This is a genomic window from Streptomyces sp. BE303 (genome assembly GCF_036290945.1).
GTDB lineage: Bacteria > Actinomycetota > Actinomycetes > Streptomycetales > Streptomycetaceae > Kitasatospora.
The window spans coordinates 1-413 of the sequence record NZ_JAQYWZ010000883.1 but is presented as its reverse complement, the minus strand read 5'-3'; the positions used below and the strand labels follow the sequence as shown (position 1 = coordinate 413).

Here is a 413-nt window from a genome sequence, read left to right as displayed (position 1 = left end):
TTTCAATCAGGACGGTGCGTCGTAGGGTCTGACGGCGCCGAACGGTCAGTCGCAGCAGCGTGTGAACCGGGCGGCGTTGGCGCAGGCGGGGTTGATCCCGCAGGACGTCGACGCGTTCGAGGCGCACGGCACCGGCACGACGCTCGGCGACCCCCTCGAGCCCCAGGCCCACCTGGCCACCTACGGTCAGGACCGTGACGGTGGTGACCCGCTCTGGCTCGGGTCGGTGCAGTCCAACATCGGCCACACGCAGGCGGCGGCCGGAGTCGCCGGCATCATCAAGATGGTCCTGGCGATGCGGCACGAGACCCTGCCCGCCACCCTGCACGCGGACGAGCCGTCGACCTCGTTGCCGTGCACCCCGTCCGAAGTCCACACGAATTCACACCCGCCCCCCATTAACAACGCGGAAG

Annotated in this window: 1 pseudogene; it reads left to right on the top strand. The window is 69.2% G+C overall.

Annotated features, from left to right (window positions below):
• Window positions 1-413 (top strand): annotated as a pseudogene (locus PUR56_RS33050) (hypothetical protein); the annotation flags it as partial.